Here is an 18,058-nt window from a genome sequence, read left to right on the forward strand (position 1 = left end):
ACCGGCTGAGCGCTAGCCGGTCTGGTCGGCGGCGGGCGCAGCGGCGGGCAGTTCTGGGCTGGCGTCCGCCCGAAGCACAGCAGCCAGTTCGCTGCGGGAACTGATCCCGAGCTTGACCATCGCGTGGTACAGGTGCGATTCGACGGTGCGCACCGAGACGGTGGTCAGCTGGGCGATCTGGACATTGCTGTGCCCGGTGGCGGCGAGTTCGGCGACTTCGCGTTCGCGCGCGGTGAGGTCGGCGCTGCCGGGCCGGGAGGCTCGCAGCGCCGGGGTGGAGGCACCCTCACAGCCGGCGAGGAGTCGCTGGGCGAGCGCGGACGCGCGCCGCGTGCCGGTCGTGTTGTGCGCCCGGGCGTGGGCGGCTGCCGCCTCGGTGGCCGCTTCGGCCGCGGCGAGGCGGGCCCCCATGACCTGGAGTTCGCGGGCCACGTCGAGGAGGGCGGGGCCGTCCGACGCCCGCAGCGCTACCGCGTGTCGGGCGGTTGCGGCCACGATCGGGGCGTCGCAGTGCCCGGCGATGGCGCCCAGCAGGTCGGCGATCCGTCCCGGTGGGGCGCCCAGGCTGAGCGCATCCTGCAGCAGGTGGGTCTGCAGCACCGGCAGGGCAGCCAGACCGGCGGCGTGGTCGAGCAGCAACTCCCACGCCGCCGTCGTGCTGCCGTGCGCCGCCAGCGTCCACGCCTCGGTGCCGGCGAGGACGGGCGCCTCGTGCCAGGCCGGTGGTCGTCCGGCGAGCAACTCCCAGGCCTGTTCGCGGGCTTCGTCGGCATGGACGGCATCACCTCGCAGGGCAGCGGCCTTGGCCAGTTGCGCGACGATCACCACCGACAGGCCACGCGGGTCGTGCAGTTCCAGATGCCCGACGGCGTCACGAAGCAGCCGGTCGGCAGTCACGGGCCGGCCGCTGACCAGCGCCAGGTGCCCGAGCAGTCCGGCTGCCGGGCCGGCGGTGACCCGGTCGCCTCGGGTCAGGGCGACCCGCAGGACCCGGGCGATCCGTTCCTCGGCCGCCTCCCAGTCATGCCCGGACTCGATCCTGGCCAGGGACCAGGAGATCAGCCCGGCCAGTTCGCGGTCGCCGGGTTTCTCGTCTCGTGGCGGTGGCGGGAGGGCACGCTCGGCAGCGGTGATGGCAGCAGCGGTTCGCCCGCTGTGGAGCCAGGCAATCACACCGCTGGTGGCGACCAGGGCCGCTGCCGGAGGCGACAGTTCCTGCCGGGCCGTCAGCGAGTCGGCGACGGCGGTCGCCTCGGCCAACTCGCCGATCGCACTGGTGACCATCAGCCGCAGGCCTGCGGCGTGTTGTTGCCAGGCCGGATCCAGCCACCAGTCTGCCGCCCGTTCCACCAGCGCACGTGCCGCTGGCCCCAGGTGCAGGCCCCACACCAGGTTGCTGATGCGGGCGAACAGATACTCGGCCGCGTCGGCTGCGGCCGGCAACCGTCCTTCCAGTCCGGCCAGTGTCGCCTCGGCCCCGGCATGGTCACCCAGCGCGGCGAGCGCGCGTCCCCGCAGCAGGGTTGCCTGCCAGGCGCCGGATCCCGCCTCGGCCCGCTCGGCGAACTCGGCGGCCAGTGCCGGATCGCGTGCCTCGTATGCCTCGATGGCAGCGTCGAGCAGCAACTGGGTGTCGATCCCGGCGCCCGCGTCCCGGAGCCAGCTCGCGACCCGGAGAGCGTCACCGGCCTGGAGGCCGCGGTCACGCACCGCCGCGGCAAGGTGTGTGCGGAGTTCGGCCAGCCGGTGGTCGGCGGTGTGCAGCCGGGCGATCTCGCCGTACAGCGGATGGGCGAGTCGGACCATCCGTTCGCCCGCTGTGGTCTCCACCACTGCCAGGTCATGGGACGTCAGCAGTCCGATGGTCTGGTCACCGCAGAGCTGTGCCACCGTCGAGGCCGGGAGCGGTTCGCCGATCCGCAGCAGCGCGAGACCGGTCTGGCCGGCTGCGCCGATGCCGTCGAGCCGGGTCGTGATCAACTCGGCGAGGGCCACGCTCGGCGTGGGTCTGCGGCCGAGCCGCCACAGGCCACCCGGATGGTCCTGGAAGAGTGCTGCCACCGCAACCGCCCCCGCGACCAGTTCGCGCAGGTAGAGCGGGTTACCCGCACTCATGGAGAAGGCCCACTCGGTGGCGACCGCCTCGGCCGGCCCGCCGAGCTGGGCCTCCAGCAGAGCCGCGGTTTCCTCCGCTGCCAGGGCATTGAGGTCGACCCGGACGGCATCGTCGCCGTTCCACAGCGCGGTGACGGCGTCCGGCAGGTTCTCGCCGGCCCGGACGGTGGCCAGGACGAAGGCACCACGCCGGGCCAGGTGCAGCACGTAGGCGGCCGAACCCGGGTCGAGCAGATGGGCGTCGTCCACTCCGATGGCCAGGTCACGGCCGCCGGCCCGTTCCCGCAACATGTCGTAGCCGGCGTGGAAGGCGCGCAGCGGGTCACCCCGGAGCCGGTCGAGTGGCAGCAGGTCAACCACTGCCGCCAGCGGGAGCGCGGCCGCCGAGGCGGTGGCGCGCACCCAGAACACGGCGGCCCCCGCCGCCTCGGCTTCAGCCAGTGCCTCTCGGGCGAGCCGGGTCTTGCCGACCCCGGCCTGCCCGGCGATGACGACGCTGTGCCGGCCGGTGCGTCTGGCTTGCCGCACGGTGTCGAGTTCGCGGTCACGCCCGATGCATGCTGTCTCGCCGCGGCGCCCCTGGCGCGTGGGGTGGACGCGACTGTGATCGGCGGGCAGAGCCTGTGACACCTGGAAACCGGTTTCGGGAGTGGACACCCTTGTGGGCTGCAGAGTAATCCCCGCAACTAGGCCGTCACAAGGGCAGCACCTCGTAGACCAGCCGCGCGAACTGCCCGTAGGCAGCCGCCGAGACCAGCCGGAGCCGGTCCGACTCGAGCCGGCGGGGGAGTAGCGGAGCGCCGCCGGTGAGCGCGACCGGCGCGACGGTGAGGCCGATCTGGTCCAGCGCGCCGGCGTCGAGGAACTGACCGGCGAGGTCACCGCCGCCGACCACCCAGATGTCGCCATCGCCGGCTGCTGCCCGCAGCTGTGGCAGCACCTCTGGAACCGGACCGGAGACGAACCGCACGTCGGCGCCGTCCGGGACGGGGAGTGTCCGGGTGGTGAAGACGAAGGTCGGCTTGTGTCCGTAGAACTCCTGCCACTTCGTGGGCTGTTCCAGCAGGGCCTCCTCCCGGAGCACCCACTCGTAGGTGGTGGAGCCCTCGACCAGGACCGTCGCTCCACCCGGGAGAAGGCGGTCCTGGGGCAGTCCGCTCTCGTCAACGGCGAACAGCCACTCCAGCGAGTTGGCCTCGTCGGCGATCCAGCCGTTGAGACTGGTCGCGGTATCGAAGATGATCCGTGTCATGGCGACACTCTAGGAGCGGCGTAACGCTGCGCTATCGCGGACGCTCAGCGCATGCCGCAGGCTTAGTTCTGCGTGGGAGGTTCGTGTGGTGTGGCGTGTGTGAGTCGTGCGCGTAGGACTTGGTGGCCGGTCATTTTGGCGCGTCGGAGGGCTCGCATGGTCTCGGCGTTCACGATGAGGTCCCCAGTCATGCCGGGGATCATGAGGATGTTGAGTCCGTCGAGTTTGGTGGGGTCGAGGAACCACAGAAGGGGCAGGCCTGAGGGGCCCCATGTCGTGGCGGCGGTGTCGAGCACGTCGTGTTGCACGGTGAAGTGGGGGATCCAGCGTTCCTGGATCGATCCGTCAGTGAGGGCGAGGGTGGCGGGCAGCCACTGGATTGCGTCTTGCCTGGACTTGTGCGTGTCCAGGATGTCGCGGAACGACGTTGACAGTAGCGGTACATAGCCCAGCCCCCACTGCCAGTTGGGCGCCGGGCGGTCATCGGTGCGTATCCAGGTCAGCTGGCGACAACCAGTGATCGTCCCGGGCTCGCCAAGACGGCGTTCAAGTTCGGTGGCTGCTTGGTCGGTGGCCTGGTCGATTGGGGCGGCGGTACCGAACCCGTCCCGCGGCATCACGAGGTAGTAGGGGTTCATCGGCGGCACTTCATCGGCGGCACTTCCAGTAGGCGACACGAAGGATCGTAGGGCCATCTCCAGTTGAACCAGGGGCTGACGGCCGCTCGTTCCTGCATCGCTGGTGGGGCTCGGGGGTTCGCCAGGGCTCTGGCCGCTACTGAGACTCCGATCGTGTCGAGCGTTCACTGTTCACCGTCGAAACTGTCCACTTCTCAAACGTCGACACCGTGGATTGCGGTGAGTGCTGACGGCTACCTGCCGGAACGATTCGTCATCAGATATGCCTACGTGTATACGTTTCATCCTGGTAGTGAGGTGGCGGTGATGTCTGCGTTAAGGCCGGGCATGGCCGAGGAGGCGGGCCTATCACGTAGTGGGCTGTATCGTGCAGCGCGTGAGGGGCGGCTGGAGCGGATCGCTCGGGGCATCTACCTGCCCGCGGACGATTCAGCGGCGGATTGGGATTGGATAGAGGCGGCCACCCGTCGCCCGGATGCGACGATCTGCTTGACGTCGGCGCTCACGCACCATCAGCTGACCGATGCGATCCCCACCGCGTTGGATGTCGCGATCCCGCGCGGGTCGTGCACACCGGCGAGCATGGGCGCGATCGCGTGGCATCAGTTCGATCGGGCCACTTTCGAGATCGGCCGAGACGAGATGCCCATTTCGGGTACGGATCAGTTGATCGGGATCTACTCACCCGAGCGGTCGATCGCGGACGCGTTCCGCCTGCGCGGCGAAGTCGGGTATGAGTTGGCGCGGGAGGCCTTGAAGGAGTGGCTGCGTCGTGGCGGGAAACCTGCCCGGCTGATGGAGATCGTCTCTCGCCTTCCCCGCGCGAAGTCCCCGGTCCTGCATGCGCTGGAAATGCTGGCGTGAGCGCGGGCGAGGAGGTGTTCCGCCGTCCCCAGTCGGCGGCACGTTCGGCAGCAGCGAAGACCGGGACGGGTGCGCCGACGCAGGAGTATCTGATCCGCCACGCGCTGGAGTCGGTCCTGGCTCGCCTCACTTGCACCGGCCATGCCGAGGGCTTTGTTCTCAAGGGCGGGATCCTGCTGGCCGAGGACCGCCACGCGACAGCACCAGACCACGGAATCTGGGCGTCAAACCGGAAATGTCATTGGTCTGAACAACGACCATCTGGTGGTCCTCCGTGGGTGCTTCTCAAACCCCCGGAAGCCGCTGAAAACCCTCATTTCCCGCGTTATCAAGGGGTCGCGGCGCGGTCGAGGCATCCCCCGGCACGCCCGGGTCATCGATCAGCGCGGCCCAATGCGCGAAAATTCGGTTCAGACTCAAACCCGTTTGAGTGCCTCGAATCGAGCCGAACTGCTGGCCGGATACGCCGACGGCGTGCCCGTTCGCCAGCTCGCCGCCTACTTCAAGGTGCATCGCGGCACTGTCAGCGAGATCGCGAGACGGGCCGGTATCGAACCCCGCTTGTCGACCTTGCCACAGGCGATTCGTGAAGAGGCGGCTCGCCGGTATGCCGACGGCCTCACCTTGGTTGAGGTTGGTGTCGAGCTCGGCATCAGCCATAACGCTGTGCGGTCCGCCATCGTCTCGTGCGGTGGGACCGTACGTTCGGCAGGTCGTCGGTCTTGCTGCGGTTAGTATACGGTGCGTATATTAAACTGGGTGACGGATAGAGACCTTCGACTTGAGCAAGGGGCGACACGGTGACGCAACGTGTGAGACTGATGGACCGGGCGGAGGACTATGAGTCGCTGGGCGTCAGTCCGGGCGGCGTGGAGGCGTGGGAGGACGGTAGGCGCACCGAAGATGCCGTCGGGACCTGGGAATGGTGGTACTTCGATGCGATGTTGGACGACGGCTCGCAGGCGGTCATCCAGTTCTTCACGACGGTCAATTCGAAGATCGATACGGCCGAGGCCCATCCCAACCTGAAGATCACTCTGACCGCCCCGGACGGGACAAAGCACCACGGCACAGTCGAGGTGGCTCCCGAGCAGGCGAGCTACGGCACCGACGGGTGCGACGTGACGTTTGGACCGCACGTGTTTCGCGGCGATCTCACGGAATACCGCATCCGCGTCGCCGATGTCGAAGGGCTGTCTGCTGACCTCGTGCTGCACTCCACCGCGAAGCCGTTCCGTCCGGGCACCGCGTACTTCGCGTTCGGCGATCACGATGAGAAGTACTACACGTGGTTGTGCGTGGTGCCCGCCGGTGACGTGGCGGGCACGCTCACCTACGACGGAGTGACACACCAGGTCAACGGCCGTGGATACCACGACCACCAGTGGGGCACCATGAACGTACTGGAGGCCTGGAATCACTGGACCTGGGCACGCCAAAGCTTCCACGACCACGCGATCCTCGTTTTCGACATGACGACCCAAGCGGAGTACGGATTCACCCGGTTCCCGCTGTGCTTCGTCCAGGATTCCGAAGGAAATGTGGTCTTCGAAAACACCCAGCAGGTCGACTACACGGTCGAATCGGAATACACGGACCCCAGTTCCGGCAAGGTGTACCCGAAAGACGCCCGTTACGTCTTCGACAACCCCATGGGGCACGCGGAGTACGTCCTGACTCAGGACTCGGTTATCGAGACCATGGACGTTCGCAGCGTGGTCCGCGAGCAGCTCAGGGCCAAGGTGGGCGCGACGCTCGCCAAGTGGGTCACACCGCTGATGGTGAAGGTAGCCAGCTCCAAGATGGCGAAACGGGGCATCGCTCCCTCGTACGCGCGCTACGCCGGGCACGGAGAGCTCACGCTCATCCCGGCAGATGCGCCACAGATCCAACGGTCTGGAGAACTCATCTACGAGTTCATGTACCCCGGCATGTCCTACACCGCAGAGCAATGACAGCGCCCACAACGCGCCGCCGCGGAGCGGTGCTCACCCAGGCGATCCGGCAGGCGGTTCTCGACGACCTGGCAGACGGGGGCTACGGCTCCGTCACCTACGAGGGGGTTTCCCGGCGGGCGCGCGCCAGTAAGCCCGTCCTGTACCGCCGCTACCCAACCCGCGCGCACATGGTCGCCGACGCGCTGCTCGGGGACCTACGCACTCGGCGAATGGAACCGCAGAAGCCTACCGGCCCGCTCAGGGCCGACCTGCACAGCCTCTTCTCGCTCGTCGTCGCACCCAGCCGAATGGTCGGCGCCCGGGTCCTGCGTGCACTTATGGGCGAGGCCGACGACGAACTCGCATCGCTGATCATCAATGGCGACCAACGCCCGGCCATCGACATGCTGCTCAGCATCGTCGATCACGCCCGGGGTCGAGGAGAACTAGGGCCCTCCCCAATCCCACGCCCTGCGTTACTGGCACCCGTCGGACTGCTACGCACCCAGGTCCTCGAAGAGGACATGCCCCCTGGATACCTCGACGAGGTCATCGACACCGTCGCGATTCCGCTTTACAGGCTCTGGTCCCACAACCAGGCAGAGCAGTAACCCACACGAAAGGACTGACACTATGACACGCTCACGCTTGATGGACACCCCCGCCGACTACGAGAGGTTCGGACTAAAGCCCGACACGATAGAGCCCTGGGAAGACGGCCGGCGCATGCCACCCACGGCCGGCGCCTTCGAGTGGTGGTACTTCGACGCCATCATGGACGACGGCACGAAAGTCGCAATCGTCTTCCACACCTCACCGCAATCCAAGCAAAAGGACACCGAGGACCACCCCGATATCCAAATCCGTATCACCCCACCCGACGGCTCCGAGCATCCAGTGGAGGCCAACTACGCGGCCGCGGAATCCTCATTCAGCACCGCCGGTTGCGATGTCCATGTGGGACCCCACTCCTTCGTCGGCGACCTGTACGACTACACCATCCACATCTCAACTGAGGACGGCAAGACTAATGGCCTCGGCGCCGACCTGAAACTCCACAGCCTCGGCTCCCCTTACCGCCCCGGCACCGGCTACATCGGCTTCGGCGACGATGACAAGGACTTCTTCACCTGGTTCTGCGTGGTACCCCGAGGCGAGGTCACGGGCACGATCACCCTCGATGGCGTCACTCGCGAAGTCCACGGAACGGGATACCACGACCACCAGTGGCTCAACGTCAACGCAATGGAGACCTGGAACCACTGGCTCTGGGCGCGCCAGAGCTTCGATGACCACTCACTGCTCCTGTTCGACTTTATCGCGAGTGATCTCTACGACAACGCCAGGTTCCCCATCGTCTTCGTCCAGGGCGACGACGGGGCGACGATCTTCGAGAGCCACCACGGGGTCGAGCACGAGATCGTGAAGTCCTATATCGACCCCGTATCAGGCAAGCCCTACCCCGAGATCTCCCACTACGTGTTCGACCACGGCGACCAGAAGCTCGAATACACGCTGACCGCGGACCAAAGGCTCGAAGTGCGCGACATCTACAAGGAACTCCCTGCCGTCCTCAAGAGCAGAATGGGTAAAGTCCTCGGCCCGCTCTTCTCCTGGATCCCGGCCAAGCTCGTCCAATCCAAGTTCCGCAAGCAGGGACTCCACCCTTCCTACACCCGCTACGGCGCACACGGAGAGATGATCCTCACCAGCGGTGATCAAACCACAGTCCGCGAGAGCGAACTGATCTATGAGTACCTGTTCCCAGCCGCCCAGTTCAAGGAAGGACGATAGGACCGGCGCAGCTGCGAGGTTGGCGGCTTGAACCTCGTTTGTGGACGCGGCCGGACTTGAACCGACGACCAACGGCTTGTAAGGCCGACGCTCTACCAACTGAGCTACGCGTCCCGGCGACGATGAGTCGCGGCGACCATTGTGGCAGCAGCGCGCCGAAATCCCCGCATCGTCAGGTCGGTGAAGGGCCTGCGACGGTCGTCGCTGGTTGAAACCCGCCGGTCCTACCCGGTTGTTGACCTCGTGAGGGTCTCCAAGATACGGTAAGAAAACGATTCCCAGAGATTTCCCGGACGATCAGGTGAAGGGACGGTCTGATGACCAACTACGGCTCCCACGGCTCGAGCCTGCGTGACCTGCCCCGGCTGCGCGACACCCGGCGCCGCCGGGTCTCGTCCTACGACCGCAGTGGCGGCAACGAGGATCGGGTCACCCTGCGTCCGGGTGAGACCGTGGAACTGGCCGACATCGCGGGTGCGGGCAGTATCAACCACATCTGGATGACGGTGGCACCGGCCGGTCCCACCGACCCCGACACCCCCGACAACGACTTCCTGCGCAAGCTGGTGCTGCGTGCCTACTGGGACGGCAGTGAGCACCCGTCGATCCTGGTGCCGCTGGGCGACTTCTTCGGTGTCGGCCATGCGCGCACCACGAATTTCGCCTCGCTGCCGCTGCAGATGAGCCCCGAGGACGGCAAAGCCTTCAACTCCTTCTTCCACATGCCCTTCGCCGACGGCGCGCGGTTCGAGATCACCAGCGAGTGCGACGACCTCGTGCTGTGGTTCTACTACTACCTCGACTACGAGGCCTTCGACGAACTGGAGGAGGGGATCGGCCGGTTCCACGCCAACTGGCGCCGGGAGAACCCCGCTGACGGTATCGAGCAGGGCGAGCGCAGCAACGGCGAGTTCCTGTTCGGCGGCGAGAACATCACCGGGGACGGCAACTACGTCATCCTCCAGACCACCGGACGCGGGCACTACGTCGGCTGCACCTTCAATGTCACCAACCTGCGCCAGACCGAGGCGTGGAACTGGTACGGCGAGGGCGATGACATGATCTTCGTCGACGGCGAGGCCTGGCCGCCCAATATCCACGGCACCGGCACCGAGGACTACTTCAACACCGCCTGGTGCCCCTCCCAGGAGTTCCATGGGCCCTACCACGGCATCACCCTGGCCGGCGGTCCGAACTGGTCCGGCCAGATCTCGCTGTACCGCTTCCACATCGAGGATCCGGTCACCTTCTCCGAGTCGATCCGGGTCACCATCGAGCACGGCCACAACAACGCTCGCAGCGACGACATCTCGTCGGTGGCGTACTGGTACCTCGACCGGATCGACCCGACCCTCACCCTGCCGCCGGTGACCGAGCGGCTTCCCCGGCGGGCGTGACGTTGATGTCGCGGCGTGCGGTGCTGGCGGCCGGCGGGGCGGTGGCCCTGCTCGGCGGCTGCGGCCTGCTCGCCTCTTCTCCGCCCGCCGAGCGGGTCCGGGGCGGGTTCCGGCTCGCCGGGGTGGCCGGTGTGACCAGGATCGCGCAACTCACTGGTCCGGGGGCCGTCAACGACACGGCGTCGGTGCTGCTGGCGGGCGCCGACCTCGGCCACATGACCACCCTCGGTGAGCGCACCTTCTTCGTCTTCGGGGACAACTTCGGGGAGCGTGACCCCGAGGCCTACGGCGGCACCGGCGAGATCTGGAAGTCCAACGCCATGGCGTGGAGCACCAGCGACGACCCCAGCGACGGGATCGTCTTTGACGGCTGGATCCTGGACGAACTCGGCCAGGTCAAGGAACTGCTGCCCGGGGACCACAAGCCGAACGAGGTCGAGGGGGAGACGACGAAGATCCCCACCCAGCTGTTCACCGTCGGCCAGGTGATGTACCTCGGCTACATGTCGGTGCTGCACTGGGGAGCGCCCGGGGTCTGGACGGCCGACCACGCCGGGCTGGCCCGCTCCACGGACCTCGGCCAGACCTGGGAGATCCTGCCCGGGGTGCGCTGGTCGGGTGAGTCGAACTTCGTCCAGCTGGCCCAGGTTCCACTGACCGCCGACGGGCGCGACTGGATCTACCTGTGGGGGATTCCGTCCGGCCGGTTCGGGTCGGTGAAGCTCATGCGGGTGCCGGCCAGCGACGACGCGGTGGCCGACCCCGCGTCCTACGAGTACTTCGCCGGGACCCACAGCGAGGCTCCCCGATGGAGCCCCCGCGAAGCCGAAGCTGTCACCGTGCTCGACGGCCCGGTCGGTGAACTGTCGGTGATGTGGTCGACCCACCTGGAACGGTGGCTGCTGACCACCATGGCCGGTAACGCCGATGCGGTGGTGTTCGAAGGGCTCTCCCCGTGGGGCCCGTGGAGCCCGCCGCACACCATCACCACCCAGACCGAGACCCCGGGGCTCTATGCCCCCTACATGACCCCGCGATACGTCTCCGACAACGGTCGCCGGATCTATTTCACCTTGTCGGTATGGGGTCCGTACCAGGTGTTCTGGTACTCGATGGACCTCGTCGGGAGCGCCACCGAGGGCGCGTCCGCCAGTCAGAACGGTTGATGCTGCGCTGCTGCAGCCCGCTTGAGAGGAAGAAAACCCGTGAAACACTCATTCCTGACCAGGGTGCTCGGCGTGGGCGCCGTGCTCGCCATGGTCTCCAGCCTGGCCGCCTGCGGCTCGGGGACGCCGGGAGAGGCGGCGCCGTCGGCCGGTGGCAGCAGCTCTGCCTCCGGTGGCAGCGCGGCCGAGCCCACCACCATCCAGTTCTGGCACCGCACCTTCACCCCGGTGGAGAACACTTGGTACGAGGACATCATCGACAAGTTCAACGCCGCCCAGACCGAGGTGAAGGTGGTCGGCACCGAGATCCCGGCCGATGCCTGGGACCAGAAGATGAAGGCCGCGCAGGCCGCCGGGACGGCGCCCGACATCTACACCCACCCCGGATCGATCCAGGACGCGGTCAACGCCGGTCAGCTGTACGAGCTGAACAAGGTGGTGCCGATGGATGCCCTCAACGAGATCATCGACGCCGCCAAGCCGGTCTCCGAGATTGACGGCACCTACTATGCCTACCCGCTGCTGCTCGAGGCGCAGGCCGTCCTGTTCTGGAACAAGGACATGCTGACCGCGGCCGGTCTCGACGCGGAGAAGGGCCCGTCAACCTGGCAGGACCTGCTCGACATGTGCGCCAAGATCAAGCCGACCCTGAAGAAGGGGACGTACTGCATCCTGCCCGCGCAGGACGCGGTGACTTTCGCCTGGTCGAGCGTTGGCCAGCAGTGGAACTTCAACGGCCACACCGCGCTGTCCGACGACTGGACCAAGCCGGACGTCGAGACCGACGGCTACAAGGCGCTGATCAACGTCTACAAGACCCTGTGGGACAAGGAGTACATGCCCAAGCAGGCGCTTGCACCCTACGTCGAGGGATCGGACTTCGGTCAGGCCAAGGGCGCGTTCAAGGTCTCGGGCTCGTGGATGATGTCGGAGATCGGCTCGGACTACCCGGACATGCTCACCAAGACCGGCGTTGGCGCCATGCCCAACTCGCCCGACGCCAACGGACGGACCGCGACCACCCTGGGCAACTTCAAGTGGGTCATCGACGCCAAGAGCAAGAACCCCGAGGCCGCCGGGAAGTTCCTGAGCTGGGCGCTCGCCGGTGACCCGGCCAACCTGGTGCCGTTCTTCGTCAACACGCAGTTCACCAAGGTGCCGGTGCGCACGTCGGTGCAGGAGGCTGTCGCAGCCGACTCCGCAGCGGCCAACGCGCCCTGGGCGGACATCGTGACCAACCAGATCGCACCTACCGCGATCCCGGAGCCGACCTACCCGTGGGATGTCTCGCTGGCAGTGGGGACGGCGATGGAAGCCGGCATGAACGGCGCGTCCTCTGTCGACGACGCCCTGAAGACGGCCACCGCCGCCATCCAGACGGTGATCGATCGTGAGAACCTACCGTCCAAGGTAGCCAAGTAGCTCGTCGCTGGTGGTGCCGGCAGCCCCGACCCGGCTGTCGGCACCACCGGCCCTGAGTCCTTTCCGGGAGGTAGGAGAAGGATGACCGACGCATCCGTTGCCACGGTCGGGCAGTTGCCGGCCGGCGGTCGGCAACCCGACCGTACCCATCGTGGGGATCCGCGCTACCGGGACACGAAGGTGGCCTGGCTGATGCTGGCGCCGGTGGTCGTGCTGCTGGGGATCTTCGTGCTCTGGCCGACGGTGTACGCGGGCTATCTCTCCTTCCACGACTGGAGCTTCTACAAGGACCCGGTGTTCGTCGGCTGGAAGAACTTCTCCGACGTGCTGAAGGATCCACTGTTCTGGGCCACCGTCCGGCGCGGCTTCCTGTTCGTCGCCATGACGGTGCCACTGATGCTGGTACTGGGCTTCCTGTTCGCGAACCTCGTGGTCAGCGTCTCCCGCGGCCTGGCCAGCACCCTGAAGGTCAGCATCTACATCCCCACGATCATCTCCACGGTGATCGCGTCCATCGTCTTCGTGCTGATCTACGACTACTCTGGCGGGCTGCTCAACGCGGCGCTCGGCGTCTTCAACGTCGACCCGATCGCCTGGATCGGCGACCCGGCCTGGGCACTGGTCTCGGTCGCCGTCCCGGCGATCTGGCTGGGCATGGGGTTGACCTCCCTGATCATGGTCGCGTCCATGGTCGACGTCCCCGGCGAGTTCTACGAGGCGGCCGCGATGGAGGGCGCGAACTGGTGGCAGAAGACGATCTACATCACCATCCCGCAGATGAAGAACGTCCTGCTGTACCTGCTCATCACCGACTTCGTCGCCGCCCTGCAGCAGTACGAACTACCGCTGATCATGACCAAGGGCGGGCCGCTTGACTCCACGACCACCCCCAACCTGTTCATCTTCAACCACTTCCGCAATGACATGAACGTCGGCTACTCGATCGCTGCGGCCCTGCTGCTCTTCATCGTCCTCGGTACGGTGTCGTCGCTGGTGTTCCGGATCTTCAACTCCGAGAAGCTGGTGGACTGACATGGAGACGATCGCAGAAGCTGCTCCGACCCGGGTCGCGGGCCGCAGGCGCCGGCGTCGTCCGGGCTACTACCTCGTGCTGGCCGGCAAGGGGCTGGCGGCAGCGGTGTTCATCGTCGCCGCGCTGTTCCCGCTGGCCTGGATGGTGATCGCGGGCTTCAAGAGCCGCAAGGAGGTGATCCAGACTCCGTTCCAGTTCTTCCCTGAGGTGTGGAAGTGGGAGAACTACGTGCAGATCCTCAGCGATCCGACCTTCGTCCGGACGCTGGCGTGGACCTTCCTGGGTGCGGTGCTGTTCACGGCGCTCAGCCTGACGGTCAACTCGATGGCAGCCTACGTGTTCGCCCGGCTGGAGTTCCGGTTCAAGCGGGCGCTGTGGGTGATCGTGATCACCACCATGTTCATCCCCGGCATGACGATCCTGCTGACCAGCTACATCGTGGTGACCAGGATGCACATGCTGGACACGCTCACGGTGCTGGTCGTCCCCGGTGCGGCAAGCGCGGCGACCGTGTTCTTCATCCGGCAGTTCTACCTGAGCATCCCCTCCAGCCTGGAGGAGGCCGCGATGCTGGACGGCTGTGGCCGGTTCGGCATCTTCGTGAGGCTGTTCCTGCCGCTGTCGAAGCCGCCGTTCGTGGTGATGGGCATCACCGCCTTCCTGGCCTACTGGAACTCCTACGTCTGGCCGATCCTGACCATCGTCAGCCCCGAACGGTTCGTGGTGCAGCAGTACCTGGCCACCTTCCGCTCCGAACGCACCAGCGAACTCGGTCTGCTGATGGCCGGCTCGACCCTGGCGGCCGCACCGGTGATCATCCTGTTCCTGATCTTCCAGCGCCAGATCATCGGCAATATCAAGATGGCCGGCATGAAGTGACACTCGACGCGCGCGACCATCCCGCTCTCGCCATGCCGGTCGGCGGTATCGGCACCGGCGGCTTCGCGGTGAACGCGGACGGTTCGCTGCGGCAGTGGCAGTTGACCGGCATGCCCAACCACCGCGGCGCGATGCCCGGCACCGGCTTCTGGCTGCGGGTGACGCAGGTGGAGCCGCCGCTGGACGTGCTCGCGATGGTGCAGGGTCCGCTCGTCGATGACCCGGCGGCACCGCTGGTGACCGACGGCGAGGTGCCGGAGTGGATGCGCCAGGCCGCCGGCAGGTTCGGCACCTTCGCTCACGCACGGTTCAGTGGCACCTATCCGGTCGCCCAGCTGGACCTGACTGACGACCGTCATCCGCTCGCGGTGTCGATGCGGGTGCTCAACCCGTTGGCTCCCGGTGACGTCGAGTTGAGCTCGGTCCCGGCCGGGCTGTTCGAGTTCACCCTGGTGAACACCGGCCCGATCCCCGTCCACGGCACGCTGGCCGGTTCGCTGCTGAACACCGTCGGCTGGGACGGCATCACACCGATCGGTGCGCACACCCCGGGCCTGGGTGGGAACGTCAACCGGCTGCGCCGGGGCAGGGGCTGGTCGCGGGTCGCGATGGACAACGTCGGCCTGGACGAGGCCGACCGGCTGGCCGGGCAGCTGGTGTTGGCCGCCGACGACGAGTCGGCAGCCGTCCTCACCCGGTGCAGCGGACTGGAGCACCTGCGCGCCTTCCTGGAATCCCGGGCCGGCAACGACGGACGGTCCCGGCTCGCGGTCAGCCCGACCGTCGGGGATCCGCAGTTGAACGCGCCGATCGGCGGCGAGGGGCCCAGCCCTGGGGGCCGCAGCTGGCTCGGCGTGGTCGGCGTCGGCTTCGCCCTCGAACCGGGGGAGTCCCGCACCATCCGGTTCAGTCTGGCCTGGTGGTTCCCGAACCGGATGGTCGACATCGAGCAGTTCGGGGTACCGCGGCCGGAGTGGGGCTCGTCGCGGTTCTTCCTGGGCAACCAGTACGCCAACCGCTACCTGGACGCGCTCGACGTCCAGACCGCCGTCGAGGCCAACTGGGAGACCTGGGTCTCCCGCACCCTGCGCTGGACCTCCACCCTCACCGGTTCCAGCCTCGACCCCACCGAAGCCGACCGGCTGGCCGCCCAGGCCGGCTACCTGCGCAGCCCCACCTGCTTCATCGGCGCCGACGGCAGGTTCTACGGCTACGAGGGCTCGCTCGGTGCCTCCACGACCATGTGGTCGGGGAGGTTCGGTGGCTCCTGCCCACTGAACTGCACCCATGTGTGGCAGTACGAGGCGGCGCTGGCCGGGCTGTGGCCGTCGCTGGAGCGCACCATGCGCGACACCGAGTTCGATGTGATGCAGGCACCGAACGGTGCGATCCCGCACCGGCTGCGGGTGCCGGCCTACCTGCCGCAGCTGTGGCAGGAAGCGATCGGCGGTCCGGAGGAGCCGGCGCTGGACGGCATGCTCGCCACCATCTTGAAGACCCTCCGCGACGTCCAGCACGGTGCGGGGCAGGACTGGCTGGCCCGCCGCTGGCCGGCCGTGGTCCGGCTCTACCAGCACATCGCCGGGACATGGGACGCGGACGGGGACGGCGTGCTGCGGGGCATCCAGCCCAGTACCCACGACATCGACCTCGCCGGGGTCAACCCGTTCATGGGGACGCTCTGGCTGGCTGCGCTACGCGCGCTGGAGGAACTGGCCGGAAAGGTCGGGGACACCGAACTCGCAGCGAGCGTCCGGGAACGCTTCGAGGCCGGCTCCCGGCGCTATGACGAGCTGCTCTTTGACGGTCGGCAGTACATCCAGCTGCTCGACGAGGGCGACCCGACCGACTTCCAGTGGCTGACCGGCACGCTCAGTGACCAGGTGATCGGGCAGTGGTGGGCGCACCAACTGGGACTGGGCTACATCCTGCCGCCGGAGCACGTCCGCAGCGCCCTGCGGCATGTCGTGACCACCAACCTGCGGCACGGTTTCGCTGACTTCGTCCATCCCTACCGGGTGTACGCCGACGCCGCCAGCGACGTGGGCCTGCTGATGTGCTCCTGGCCGGACGGCGGGCGCCCGGAGGTGCCGACCCGCTACGCCGACGAGGTCTGGACCGGCATCGAGTGGCAGGTCGCCGCGCACTGCCTGTTCGAGGGGCTCGACGAACTGGGACAGGAGGTGCTGGACGGGCTGTGGAACCGCTACGACGGCACCCGCCGCAACCCGTACAACGAGATCGAGTGCGGCGACCACTACGCCCGCGCGATGGCAGGCTGGACGGTCCTGCAGGCGCGCAGCGGGGTGCGGGTGGACGAGTCGACCGGGGTGATGACGGTCTCGCGGCCCGGATCCTGGCCGTGGATGAGCTCGACCGGCTACGGGATCGTCACCGTGAGTGATGAGGGTGCCGACCTCAGGTGCGTGGAAGGCACAGCTGAGTTCGCTGTGAAGCGGGCGTCCACCGGATAGCGCGAGAAGCGGACGGGGCCGAGATCGTGTTGGATGGCACCGCAGGGGTTGGCCCGTCCAGAGAGGAGGATCATGGACGCTGAACTGGCGAAAGAGGCCACGATCCTGGACGTGGCTCGGGTCTCGGGGGTGTCCGCAGCCACCGTCTCCCGAGTGCTCAACGGCCACCCGCGGGTGGCGCCCGACCTGGTCAAACGGGTCGAGGCCGCGGCCGAGCAGGTGAACTACCGTCCCAACGCGGCCGGGCGCGCGCTGCGCCGGCAGAAGGCCGACCTGCTCGCCGCGATCGTGCCGGACGTCCGCAACCCCTTCTTCGTGCGGCTGATCGAGGCCTTCGAGCGCAGCGCGAACGCGGCGGGCTACTCGGTGGTGCTGTGCAACTCCCACGAGGATCTAGCCCTGGAGAAGTCCTCGATCGAGGCGGTCATCGCCCACCGGGTGTCCGGGGTGGTCATCGCCGCCGCGTCCCCGCACCTGTCGCGCCTGGTGCCGCTGCAGCGGGCGGGCATCCCGGTGATCACGATCGACCGCAAGGTCACCGACTTCTGGGGGGACACCGTCTCGGTCGACAACGCCCTGATCGGACGGCTGGCCGCCCGTCACCTGGTCGAACAGGGCCGGACCCGGGCGCTGGTGGTCAACCACTCGCTGGCGATCTCGCCGATGAAGGAGCGCGAGGTCGGCTTCCGTGCCGAGATGGCCCAGGCGGGGTATCCGGTCGATCCCGAGCGGGTGGTCCACCTGCCGTTCCAGATCGACGTCCCGCTGGAGATCTCGGAGGTGATGGTCGACCATGGCGACGTCGACTCGGTCTTCGCCACCACCAACACCCTCACCGGTGCGGTCTACAGCGCGTTGCGGACCCTCGGCCGCCGGATCGGCCCGGAGATCGGGCTGATCGGGGTGGACGACGACCGCTGGAACAGCATGGTCGAACCACAGGTGTCGGTGGTCGAGCAGCCGTCCGAGCAGCTCGGCGCCTGGGCCGGCGAACTGCTGGCCTCCCGGGCCCGCGGCAGCCAGGTCGAGAGCGCTCGGGTCTTCCTCGATCCGGTGCTGCGGGTGCGGGCCAGCACCCTGCGCTGAG

Annotated in this window: 15 protein-coding genes and 1 tRNA gene; 11 read left to right on the top strand and 5 right to left on the bottom strand. The window is 67.4% G+C overall.

Annotated features, from left to right (window positions below):
• Nucleotides 1-12: 12 nt before the first annotated feature.
• From VB080_RS09410 to VB080_RS09420, 3 genes are all read right to left on the bottom strand, one after another.
• On the bottom strand, nucleotides 13-2,772 hold the full coding sequence (locus VB080_RS09410; RefSeq protein WP_323418179.1) for a helix-turn-helix transcriptional regulator: 2,760 nt from the start codon (nucleotides 2,770-2,772) through the stop codon (nucleotides 13-15).
• 37 nt (nucleotides 2,773-2,809) lie between these two features.
• A complete protein-coding gene (locus VB080_RS09415) occupies nucleotides 2,810-3,367 on the bottom strand; it encodes a dihydrofolate reductase family protein (RefSeq protein WP_323418180.1) in 558 nt (185 codons plus the stop codon).
• A 62-nt stretch (nucleotides 3,368-3,429) separates the two neighbouring features.
• A complete protein-coding gene (locus tag VB080_RS09420; RefSeq protein ID WP_323418181.1) occupies nucleotides 3,430-4,005 on the bottom strand; it encodes a hypothetical protein in 576 nt (191 codons plus the stop codon).
• Nucleotides 4,006-4,158: 153 nt separating this feature from the next.
• Here VB080_RS09420 and VB080_RS09425 point away from each other — a divergent pair, with 153 nt between their 5' ends.
• A complete protein-coding gene (locus tag VB080_RS09425) occupies nucleotides 4,159-4,869 on the top strand; it encodes a type IV toxin-antitoxin system AbiEi family antitoxin domain-containing protein (protein WP_323418182.1) in 711 nt (236 codons plus the stop codon).
• 285 nt (nucleotides 4,870-5,154) lie between these two features.
• On the opposite strand, the gene VB080_RS09430 is transcribed toward VB080_RS09425, so the two are convergent.
• The gene (locus tag VB080_RS09430) at nucleotides 5,155-5,529 is read right to left on the bottom strand and encodes a hypothetical protein (protein ID WP_323418183.1); all 375 of its coding nucleotides are present in this window, start codon (nucleotides 5,527-5,529) and stop codon (nucleotides 5,155-5,157) included.
• Between the two features lie 140 nt (nucleotides 5,530-5,669).
• Here VB080_RS09430 and VB080_RS09435 point away from each other — a divergent pair, with 140 nt between their 5' ends.
• From VB080_RS09435 to VB080_RS09445, 3 genes are read left to right on the top strand one after another with little or no spacing between them, the layout of a single operon-like run.
• Nucleotides 5,670-6,824: a lipocalin-like domain-containing protein gene (locus VB080_RS09435; RefSeq protein ID WP_323418184.1), complete on the top strand. Its 1,155-nt coding sequence runs from the start codon at nucleotides 5,670-5,672 to the stop codon at nucleotides 6,822-6,824.
• 29 nt (nucleotides 6,825-6,853) lie between these two features.
• Nucleotides 6,854-7,417: a TetR-like C-terminal domain-containing protein gene (locus tag VB080_RS09440; RefSeq protein ID WP_323418185.1), complete on the top strand. Its 564-nt coding sequence runs from the start codon at nucleotides 6,854-6,856 to the stop codon at nucleotides 7,415-7,417.
• A 40-nt stretch (nucleotides 7,418-7,457) separates the two neighbouring features.
• Complete coding sequence (locus VB080_RS09445) at nucleotides 7,458-8,600, top strand: lipocalin-like domain-containing protein (RefSeq protein WP_323418186.1); 1,143 nt, start codon at nucleotides 7,458-7,460, stop codon at nucleotides 8,598-8,600.
• A 41-nt stretch (nucleotides 8,601-8,641) separates the two neighbouring features.
• Here VB080_RS09445 and VB080_RS09450 read toward each other — a convergent pair.
• Nucleotides 8,642-8,714 (bottom strand) — tRNA-Val (locus VB080_RS09450).
• Between the two features lie 203 nt (nucleotides 8,715-8,917).
• On the opposite strand from VB080_RS09450, the gene VB080_RS09455 reads away from it, so the two are divergent.
• The 7 genes from VB080_RS09455 (at nucleotide 8,918) to VB080_RS09485 (ending at nucleotide 18,057) form a co-directional block, all read left to right on the top strand.
• Nucleotides 8,918-9,997, top strand: a complete 1,080-nt coding sequence (locus tag VB080_RS09455; protein WP_323418187.1) for a glycoside hydrolase family 172 protein — start codon at nucleotides 8,918-8,920, stop codon at nucleotides 9,995-9,997.
• Nucleotides 9,998-10,002: 5 nt separating this feature from the next.
• Nucleotides 10,003-11,163 (top strand): DUF4185 domain-containing protein, encoded by a 1,161-nt coding sequence (locus VB080_RS09460; protein ID WP_323418188.1) that lies wholly within the window; start codon nucleotides 10,003-10,005, stop codon nucleotides 11,161-11,163.
• 39 nt (nucleotides 11,164-11,202) lie between these two features.
• The gene (locus tag VB080_RS09465; RefSeq protein ID WP_323418189.1) at nucleotides 11,203-12,585 is read left to right on the top strand and encodes an ABC transporter substrate-binding protein; all 1,383 of its coding nucleotides are present in this window, start codon (nucleotides 11,203-11,205) and stop codon (nucleotides 12,583-12,585) included.
• 81 nt (nucleotides 12,586-12,666) lie between these two features.
• A complete protein-coding gene (locus VB080_RS09470) occupies nucleotides 12,667-13,617 on the top strand; it encodes a sugar ABC transporter permease (RefSeq protein WP_323418190.1) in 951 nt (316 codons plus the stop codon).
• Nucleotide 13,618: 1 nt separating this feature from the next.
• Nucleotides 13,619-14,497: a carbohydrate ABC transporter permease gene (locus VB080_RS09475; RefSeq protein WP_323418191.1), complete on the top strand. Its 879-nt coding sequence runs from the start codon at nucleotides 13,619-13,621 to the stop codon at nucleotides 14,495-14,497.
• On the top strand, nucleotides 14,494-16,971 hold the full coding sequence (locus VB080_RS09480) for a GH116 family glycosyl-hydrolase (protein WP_323418192.1): 2,478 nt from the start codon (nucleotides 14,494-14,496) through the stop codon (nucleotides 16,969-16,971). Before VB080_RS09475 ends, VB080_RS09480 begins: the two co-directional genes overlap by 4 nt.
• A 72-nt stretch (nucleotides 16,972-17,043) precedes the next feature.
• Nucleotides 17,044-18,057, top strand: a complete 1,014-nt coding sequence (locus VB080_RS09485; RefSeq protein WP_323418193.1) for a LacI family DNA-binding transcriptional regulator — start codon at nucleotides 17,044-17,046, stop codon at nucleotides 18,055-18,057.
• The last annotated feature ends 1 nt before the right edge of the window (nucleotide 18,058 follow it).

This window comes from Propionicimonas sp. (assembly GCF_034927565.1).
Classification (GTDB): Bacteria; Actinomycetota; Actinomycetes; order Propionibacteriales; family Propionibacteriaceae; genus Propionicimonas.